Below are 10,204 nucleotides of genomic sequence, written 5' to 3' on the forward strand. Positions count from 1 at the left end.
TTCTCCTATTCCTTTCATCCGCATACCTGAGTAAGCGGTATCATTTCTCCTTTGAAAAAGGAGAGAACCAAGAGGTCCTCTCCGGCTGTTTGTTCCTTTTTGATTCGAGTTGCTTTGAACTGCTGAAATCAAATCTCATTACTCTTCTTTACGTTTTGTCGCAAGAACAGCAGCAGATAAAGCGATACTCACACTTGCTAAGAAGAGGTCTGCTTCTGAACCATGTTCTCCTGTAGCAGGAAGTTGCTCTTCTTTATCTTCCAGAGTTTTGGCATCAGCTACTGGGCTTGGAGTGAGCGGGTACTCAGGTTTTTCAACTGTTGGAGCTGCTTGATCTCCAGCAGTAGCCAATACACCTGTGTAGGCTGGTTTCTCGTTTACCAAGGCTTGGACCGCATTGACGCCACCCTTAAACTCAGGGACTTCATTTGCAGCTGCTAGAACCGCATTGGCTCCACCCTTGTATTCTGGTAATTCGTGAACCAAGGCTTCAACCGCATTAACGCCGCCCTTGAACTCAGGAACCTCATGTACAGCTGCTTCTGTTGCATTGACGCCGCCTTTGAACTCAGGTACATCAAGAACTGGTGGTTGCTCTTCACCCTTGCTACTTGTTGGAGCGTCTGGTTTCGTAGCAGAATCTTTTAATTGGTTGAGATAGTCTGCGAAGTAGGCAACCATTCTTTCCGTCAAGAGATGGTTATCCGTCGCATATTTCATGCTCGCCTGAACTCCAGCTACTTCCTCTTGATTGTCTTTGTCTGTTAATTTCTGCGCCTTAGCCAAAGCTGCTTCATAGCCAGACATGTCAAGTGGTGTTTCTGCTACCTGTGGACGGGTAAAGATGAGTTCCGCTGCAGATTGGTATTTATCGCCACCATCTCCGTAAGTCTTGGTACCAGTAAGGACAATTTTCTTAGCCTTGATTGTCTTGCCAAAGTCAATGTCTTTTGGTTTGTTGTTATTTGGCCAATCTGTCACTGTGAAGGTATGTTCTTTACCAGACTCATCTGTGACAACCAGTTTCACATCTCGCAAGTTTCCATTTGAATCAGAGGCACGTGGAACATAACGAAGTCCTGTGATTTCAGTTGGTTCTTTCAAGACCATGGTGGCAGGCTTGCCTACATCTCCACCATTCCAAGATGTATGCCATAGACTAGACACATTTCCATCAAAGGCATTCTCTAGACCTTCGCCTGGTTGAGCTGGCGCATCCAAACTTTCAAAGTCTTCTGCTACCAAAGCTGTCTTCTTCTGAACCAAAGCATTCTTCAAAGCTTCAATCTTGGCAATCTCTGCACGCGCTTCTTCCACGCTAATGTCATCATCCGCCTGGCTGAGGTTAAAGACCGCCTCTTTCAAAGCATCCATAGACTCTTTCGTGTAGTTAGTCATGGCAACCGTTGGCAAGTAGTTCTTCAGAGCATTTTCTGTCAACATCTTACCTGTTAGGGTAATTTCTTCGATGTGAAGATTATCCATCATGAAGTCGTTATAACCACGGAAGTTGGCATTTCCACCAGAATCACCACGAGTATTGCTTGCATTTCCAGTTGAGTAGATACCTACCCAAGTATCGCCTGTTTCTACACCTGTCACGAGGAAGGTTGCCTTCTTGGCTTTCTTAGAATCCGTCCAAGTATTTGGCAATTCATGCATTTCCAAGTTGCTTGCTTGACTACCACGACGACCTGACTGGAATTCTCCCTTACCAACTACAAAGGCATAGGTATTGTCAGAGCCTGCTTCATATTCAAAGGTTACACGGTAGGTCTTACCTGCCTCAAAGCGGAAGTTTTGAGGAATGGTTTGGTAAACCAAGTTACGACGGCTAACCAGTCCATTGGTCTTGAGTGACCAATTTCCATCGATAACATCATCAACTTTCTTACCGTTCCAACCACGTTGTGTATATGGATCGTGTTTTTCAGACAAGTGAGTGCGGTTATCTTCGACACCTTCGACACCACCTACTACAAATGGGAAGATACCTTGAGCTACATTTTCAAAGTCTTGTTTGAAGGTTCCTTGACCTGTATCATGCTTGTCTCCGTACATGCTTGAACTGTTTTCAAAGGTACGAATTTCATCAAAGTAAGTTGCTTCATCACCAGCTTCACGACTCAAGGTCAGAGTGACATTTGATACGTCAGATCCGGTTGTAAAGAAGGCGTACATGTTTTGGAAGTAACTTGTATCGTCAACTGTAGCATTTTCACGACGATTGTTATGAGCATAAGCTTTGATGTAGTTGAGAGCGAGTGACTTATTGGTATAAGTAGTCACTTCTTTCTCGCCAGTATTCACTGTGATACTTGCCTTAGCATTACTACGGTTATCAACACCGACATAAACCGCATACTTGGTATTTGGTTTCAAGCCAGTCAGTTTCTGAGTAAGGCTGACCTTGCTCTTATTGCCTTGGATACGAAGCATTTCATTTGCGCCCTGTGATTTGACAATTTCTGCCTTAGAAGCATCACCAGAAATGGTCCAATGTTTCAAGGTTCCGCTGTTAAATCCTTGGTCATAGATGTGCATGCCTTCGCTCCATGACATTTCAGGATTGGTTTGTTTTGAACGGTAAAGAACGTATGGTTGATTTGCGAGAAGGTCTAGGGTAATCTTGCCATCTGTTACAGTTAGTTCCTGCTCTTCTGTCTTACCTTGGTCCGTTAGCTTGTAAAGGTAAACCTTGCTCTTTGCCCAATCGCTTGGAAGGGTCCAAGTTGTTGCACCGGCTTGCGTATTGAAGTAGTACATTTTTTCCTTATCAGTAGGAAGTTTCTTACCATTTGCATCCCAGTTCCAAGGAGTCAAGTAAGCTGAACCATCTTGGATGACACGTCCGTTGAGCGTTACTGTACGTTCGCGGTATTGCGGGCTATTGACATCATTTGACTTACGAGTCACAACAACCTTGTTACCTGCTGCATCGACTAGCTCAACCTTCATTTCTGGAGTCCATTTATAGGTGCTACCGTTATCGGTCATGGTAACTGGTGTACCATTTTCCCATTTACTTACAGTGAAGTGTTGGAAGTACTTAGTCATGACATCATGGGCAAATAAGTTGGTTACATAGCCATTGTAGTCGCTTCTTCCTTGCCAGCCTTCAAAGTCTTTCATGCTGTAGCCACCTAGAAGTGGGTAGTTGGCTGCACCACCGTAACTTCTGTAGTCCCCAACCCATGAATCTTTTTGGTGGTTGCGGATAAAGCGTGTGATGGCACTGTTGATACCTTTATTAGTGTAGCCACCATAGGTCAAGTCAGCTGCCCAGTGTTGGAAGGTAGAGTCGTATTCACCACCATGCCCCCACTCAATCGCAAAACGCCAGCCTTGTTTGTTAATTTCTTTAGCAAGAACGTGGGTAGCCCAGGCACCGTTATCACCTGATTGACCATTGCCCCATACGTCCACATAGATAAAGTCGAGACCTTCACCCAGTTTTTTCTTCAAGTCTTCCCAGCGAGCCAAGCGTCCATGTGCTAGGTCATAAGCAGCATCAATGTTGATACCTTGGTCTAACCAGTTCCAACCATAGCTGTAGCTTCCATCTGGATTTTTACGAAGAATATTTTCATTAAAGTATTTAGACTCAGGATAGGTTTCAGAAGCGTTAACATGGATACCTAGATGTGCTCCATACTTCTTCGCTTTTTCGATTAAAGTCTTGAAGTCTTCGACACCACCAATACGTTTACCAATATCAGCATAGTTCAAGTGACCAGAGTCATGACCTTCACTACCATATCCTTTAAGGAGAACACCTTGCCCAAGACCATCGGTGTGGAGATTGATTTTCTTGATACCATCCAAGGTCATTAGGAATGGGTTTTGTGCTTGTGAACCAAAGTTCATCGCGATACGGTAAGCAGTGATATCCTTAACTTTTTCCCAACCTTGAGGGTTGTTCATGATGCTACGATAAGCAATGGCACCATCTTGCCAGTCGACTTTGTTGTCAGCATTGGCGTCTTCGGTGATAACAACCTTGGCACTTGGAAGTTCCTTGGTGTATTCAGGGAAGACGATGCCCTTATAAGCTTTTTCCCATTGCCATTCAGAACTTTGGATTCCCACATAGTTTGTATTTCCAACAGTTTGTTTGAATGCTGTCAAACGAGTCCAGTCATTCGAACCACCACCGTAGCTGTTTTGAGAGTTACTCCAAACACCTGCAGCAAGCTTATCTGTAGAAACAAAACCATACATATAGCCCTTAGCCAAGTTTTTCATTGGATTGGTTACAGCTATATGTTCATCTCCACTGATATGAGTGTTGTTTGACATGGTTGCCCCGTCAAACTTAGCTCCAGTTTGGTCGCTTGAAACTGACACAAGTGAGTTTCCTAAGAAATTGATAGAGGAGAGAAGTTTTCTTTCATCATCAATCTTCTGACCTGGAGTAACTTGATTGTGGTTGACAATCTTGGTCACATCAAAATGCAACTGATTGTCCACAACTTGCAAGCGTACTGTCATATCTGCATTGATGAAATTCTTCTCGTCACGAAGTTTCATCAAGTACTCTGCAGTAGTATCATTGATCTTCTTATAAGTGACTTCAGGTGTAATTTCGCGATTGTTTACCAAGATTTTCTTAAGTTGTTGAACTTGTCCTGGCAAAGTATGTCCATTCAAGGTGTATTCCTTGACACGAGGAAAGGCTTGGTCAATCACTGCCTTGAGGACCTTAGACTGGATCGTATCATAAGTCACCTTGCTATCATCAACGGCAGGACCTGTTTCTTTCTGGGCAGGAGTATCATCTGCTTTTACACCTTCTTGATTGTCTGTTTTAACGCTAACAACCGTACGGTCATTGCTATAAGTTCCTGCCTTGAGAAGGATCTTCTTCTCATTTTTAAGATTCTCATTAACAGCAGCTGGCAAAGTAACTGTATCAAAAAGTTTTACATCATTATTTGTTGCATTCAGCTGACCATCTGATTTTAAACTAATAGTCAGATGATTCACTGATCCATTTACTGGAGCTGCAACACGACCGCCCTGATACCATGTGCTGTTACCTGGAGTTTTGTATTCCCAGAACCAGCCACCTTGGTCATATCCAACAAAAACATTGTTCTTGGTATCTTTAAATTTCAAGAAGACACCAAAGCGTGATTTGCCCTTTTCAGAATCATCTTTGAAGGTTAAATCAACTGTCGCATTTCCATTAGCATCGACAGTCAATCCTTGTTTTTCAAACAAAGCTGGTTTGCCATCATTGTCATTTTGGGCCGTTGAAGACAGTTGATTGTAGCGAACACCCTTTTCTTCACGAATAGTGACGGTTCCTTGTTGCTCTTTATTCGCTACTGTTTGCCATTCAGGAGTTACTGCCTTAGGTGTTTCAGGTTTAGTAGCTGCAGGTTTATCCTCTTTTGGTTTTTCTTCAGCCGGTTTTTCTTTCTCTTCCAAGTCTGCTGGTTTCACACTTGAAATTCCCTGTATGTGGTCCTGGATCCATTTTAGTTGAGCTGGTGAGAAGAGAATGCCTCCGCTCCGTTTTCCAACTACACCATTTTGGTGAACACCGACTAGTTTGCCTTCTGTATCAAAGATACCGCCGCCACTAGCACCCGGTTTTCCTCCTTGGTAACCAATCCCTTGGACACCTTCTCCGTATGGTTCCGCAAAATCAACTGTAGTATTGACAATCGGATTCAATTTTCCTTCTGGATAACCAAAGACATGGAGCTTATCTCCAATTTTCTTAACTACTGGCTTTTTAGTTACTTCAACAGGCGTATTTTCTAGAACTGTACGCAATCTCACAAGGGCCAAATCATTTTTGAAGCCTTTCAGATAGCCTTCACGATCCCAATGAATAATATCTTTCTTGCTAAACTTGACATCTGGCAATCCTGGATATGAGATGCTATAGATATCTCCATCCCCTTGGTCATTATCCACAACCTTACGGATATTGCCGTCTTGGCTATCCTTGATAAAGTTGTGAGAAACCGTCAAGACAAGGTCTTTAGCAACGACAATACCGCTACCTTCTCCTGATGGCGTCTTGATCTTAACAGTCGCGCCGTAGTTTAATTCCCCATTGCTCGTTTTAGCCACATCTTCTGGGACGAGCTTTCCAGTATCTTGGGCCAACTGATCCTTGTCAACTTCGCGCCCATTGTCTTCGGCTTTCTCCAACTTATCTTCTAATTCTTTTGGCAGATTGCTTGGCTTTTCAGACTTTTCTTTTTCTTGAGCCAACAACTCTTCTTCTGTTTGTGGGCCTTCAGTAGTTTCAGCTGAACCAGGATTCTGAGCGGCAGCTTCCTTGTCAAAATCGTGCCCCTCATCACTAGCCTTCTTATCCAAATCAGCTAGTTCACTCGGCAAATTATCTGTTGAACCAACTCTTGCTTGATCAGCTAATACTGGGCTAGCTGCGAAGAAAGTCGCTCCAATCATCACCGAAGCTACTCCAAGCGTAAACTTACGAATACTGAACTTACAGCGTTTTTCAAAAAATCGTTTATCCATGAACTCCTAAATCCTTTCATTTTCCAGTAAGCGTTTACATTTCTTTTTTAAAAAATACTCCTTTCTCTGAAAGTGCTCTGCTTAACTGTTATAAATAAAAATTAATTGTACTTTTAATATAACAAATAAAAAGGCAGAAAGCAATAGGAAATAGGTAAAATTCACTAAAATTTTCTCTTTTCTGAACAGTTCTAACGCTCAGAATTTTAAGAATCGCTTTACAGCTATAAAAAAATCCTATCTCTAATCATTCAGGGACTTATACCAAGATAAAAAAGGACTTAACCATCATATCAATGGCTAAATCCTTTACTTTTTTAAAGTTATTTCACATGGTTTGCGAGTTCTTCTTGGGCCTTTTTATTTGACTCTTCTTTTTCTTTCAACCATTTTTCTTGAGCTTTTTGGTATTCTTCTGTTGTCACTGCCTTATCTTGTACTTCTAGATATTTGTACAAAAGGGCTTCGCTCATACCCTTGTTACCAGAGTATGCAAATGGAAGTGTAAATGGTACCATCTTAGACAACATTGGACGACCAGTTTGAGAAGTTGTTGGAATGAGCAAGGCACTGTCTGTCAACCAAGCTTGGGCAGCAGCATATTTCTCATAACGTTTTGAAACATCAGTAGTTTCTTCACCAGCTTCCACAACCATTTTTTCGTAGTCTTCTAAACCGACTTGCTTAGCCGCAGCGTTGTTTGTCCCAGAATCAAATCCTAGATATGTTTTCGTATTTTCTCCTACAGAAGGCTTGATAATATCAAGATAAGTAGATGGATCGATATAGTCTGGAGACCAACCCACGTTATCTGAGATATCCCAGTCTTCTCCAGCCGCAGTTTCAGCGAAGTAGGTAATGTTTTGAACATCGTCTTTTTGGAGCTGTTGGATATCGATAACCACATTATCTGATCCTAGATTTTCTTCAACTGACTGTTTAAAAGATTGAACACGTTGAACTTTTGTTGTATTGGTTTGATCTACAGGCATATCCAAGTGGATTGGGAATTTCACACCTTCCGCTTGAAGGGCTGTCTTAGCTTTAGCGAATTCTGCTTTGGCTTTGTCAGGATTGTAGAGTCCATCTTGGGCATCATCCAAGTTTACGTTACTCCACTCATCTCCATAGGTCACCAATTTTTCCTTAACTAATTCCCCAAAGTTTTTCCCATCTGCCTGTACAAATGTAGGGGGAACAAATAAGTTACGAAGCAGTTTAGTAGCCCCGCTTGCACCATTTACTTGAGAAGCGTAGGCTGTTCTATCAAAACCAAATGCAATAGCTTGACGGAAGTCCTTATTCAAAAGGGCCTTCTTGGTTGATGTTTTTTCCTCATCTGTTGTCTTAGAAGTGTACTTATAAGACTGACGATCGATATTTGTGCCTACTAAATAAGTAGTAGAATCTTGTTGGGTATAAACGATATTGTCTTTGAATGTTTTTTCAGTCTCTGAGTAACTAGCACTTGTTGGGAAGAGACGAGCCATTGTAAAGCTACCGTCTTTGAAAGCTTCAGTTGGCTTATTAGTATCTTGGCCATCCCAGAAGGATAATTTCACTTTATCAAGATGGACATTGTCTTTATCCCAATAGTTTGGATTCTTTTCGAACTCGACTGATGATTTGGCTACGATTGATTTGAGTAAGAATGGTCCATTGTAGAGAATACTGCTTGGGTCTGTACCTTTAGCAAAGTCATCCCCTTTAGAGTTCAAAAATTCTTCATTAACAGGAGCCAGAACACCCATTGTTGTCTTAGAATTCCAGAAACTTTCTGGCTTGTTCAATGTGTATTGAACGGTATAATCATCAAGAGCTTTGATTCCTACTTGAGAAAAATCTGTAATTTCTCCTTTGACATAGGCATCCAATCCCTTGATAGATTCCTGAACCAGGTAAAGACCATCTGATTTCTTATCAGCAGCATACTTAAGACCAGTTACAAAGTCTTGAGCTTTAACTTCTGCATATTCCTCACCTTCAGATGTATACCATTTTGCATCCTTTCGGAGTGTATACGTGTAAGTCAATCCATCCTTAGATACAGACCAATCCTCAGCCATAGATGGTACAAAGTTACCGTAGCGGTCATTTTCAAGCAAGCCATCAATAACGTTGCTCGTAATATTTGCTGTAGCTGCCTTACCAGTTGTCAAATAGTTTAGGTTATCAGGATCCGTTTCGTAAATGTATGAGAATGTTTTCTCACCTTTAGCATTTGAACTTGATCCAGAGCAGGCTGCAAGAGTCGCAGCTGCCAATAACGTCACACCCGCAAGGGCAAGTAGTTTTGAACTTTTCATTGTTTTCTCCTTTAAAACTTTCACCCCATTATAGTCCCTTTTCAGAAACATGTCAATAAAATTTTCAGAATTTTTGAATTAATTTGGTAAATTCTGAAAAATAAGTTTTCTATTATAAAATTATTATTCTCTAATACTATATTTTTATATCTTAAACCAGCAAAACAAGGACCGAAAATCAGATTTTTTATCATTTTTTTGCTATGATTAGATAGAAGAAAAGTTAAGGAGAAGATAATGATATTAATTACAGGTGCAAATGGTCAACTCGGTACCGAACTACGTTATTTACTAGATGAACGAAATGTGGACTATGTTGCCGTGGATGTGGCCGAAATGGATATCACCAATGCTGAAATGGTTGAGAAAGTCTTTGCCGAGGTTAATCCAACTCTGGTCTATCATTGTGCAGCTTATACTGCTGTTGATGCGGCAGAAGATGAGGGAAAAGAACTGGATTTTGCCATCAACGTAACTGGAACTGAAAATGTAGCCAAGGCCTCTGAGAAATACGGAGCTACTCTGGTCTATATCTCAACAGACTACGTCTTTGATGGGAAGAAACCCGTCGGACAAGAATGGGAAGTCGATGACCTACCTGATCCGCAAACAGAGTACGGGCGTACCAAGCGAATGGGTGAGGAACTTGTTGAAAACCTTACGTCACAGCATTATATCATCCGCACTGCTTGGGTCTTTGGAAATTATGGCAAGAACTTTGTCTTTACAATGCAAAATCTTGCCAAAACCCATAAAACTCTCACTGTTGTCAACGACCAACACGGCCGCCCAACTTGGACACGTACCCTGGCTGAGTTTATGACCTACTTGACTGAAAATCAAAAAGCATTTGGCTACTACCACTTATCAAATGACGCAGCTGAAGACACCACTTGGTATGACTTTGCTGTCGAGATTCTTAAAGACAGTGATGTCGAAGTAGTACCAGTAGACTCCAGCAAGTTTCCTGCCAAGGCCAAACGACCTCTCAATTCAACCATGAGCTTGACAAAAGCAAAGGCGACAGGTTTCGTCATTCCAACCTGGCAAGATGCCCTTAAAGAGTTTTATAAACAAGAAGTAAGAAAATAACAGATTACGACATACATAAAAAGCAAGAGAACTCAAAGTCTCTTGCTTTTTAGTATCTGATTATGTGACTATTAGTCCGTCTCGCTCCGTAAGGTGCGAGACAAATAAACCACCCGCTATGCGGGTGCGCGACGAAGGTTATACCAAAAAAACTCCAAACGCGATACAATAAAGGTGTTCAAGCCAATTGTAAAGCGAAAGGAGAAAAATATGGCACAAAAGGCACATAGTTTATCACACACAAAGTGGATGTGTAAATATCACATTGTGTTCACCCCTAAGTATAGACGAAAAATCATTTA

General features: G+C 41.6%; 3 protein-coding genes and 1 pseudogene. 2 read left to right on the forward strand and 2 right to left on the reverse strand.

What is annotated here, in order from left to right; genetic code table 11:
* Positions 1–138 precede the first annotated feature (138 nt).
* Positions 139–6,504: a SpGH101 family endo-alpha-N-acetylgalactosaminidase gene (locus D8844_RS09695; RefSeq protein ID WP_125423724.1), complete on the reverse strand. Its 6,366-nt coding sequence runs from the start codon at positions 6,502–6,504 to the stop codon at positions 139–141.
* Positions 6,505–6,827: 323 nt separating this feature from the next.
* Positions 6,828–8,810 (reverse strand): peptide ABC transporter substrate-binding protein, encoded by a 1,983-nt coding sequence (locus tag D8844_RS09700; RefSeq protein ID WP_125423727.1) that lies wholly within the window; start codon positions 8,808–8,810, stop codon positions 6,828–6,830.
* A 237-nt stretch (positions 8,811–9,047) separates the two neighbouring features.
* On the opposite strand from D8844_RS09700, the gene rfbD reads away from it, so the two are divergent.
* A complete protein-coding gene (gene rfbD / locus D8844_RS09705; RefSeq protein ID WP_061588442.1) occupies positions 9,048–9,902 on the forward strand; it encodes a dTDP-4-dehydrorhamnose reductase in 855 nt (284 codons plus the stop codon).
* A 210-nt stretch (positions 9,903–10,112) separates the two neighbouring features.
* A pseudogene (locus tag D8844_RS09710) lies at positions 10,113–10,204 on the forward strand (IS200/IS605 family transposase); the annotation flags it as partial.

It is taken from the genome of Streptococcus oralis (genome assembly GCF_003942875.1).
GTDB lineage: Bacteria > Bacillota > Bacilli > Lactobacillales > Streptococcaceae > Streptococcus > Streptococcus oralis_BX.

What these genes read in the sequence shown, in the direction of transcription:
- D8844_RS09695 (WP_125423724.1), bottom strand. Translation starts at nt 6,504, where the DNA reads ATGGATAAACGATTTTTTGAAAAACGCTGTAAGTTCAGTATTCGTAAG.
- D8844_RS09700 (WP_125423727.1), bottom strand. Translation starts at nt 8,810, where the DNA reads ATGAAAAGTTCAAAACTACTTGCCCTTGCGGGTGTGACGTTATTGGCA.
- rfbD (WP_061588442.1), top strand. Translation starts at nt 9,048, where the DNA reads ATGATATTAATTACAGGTGCAAATGGTCAACTCGGTACCGAACTACGT.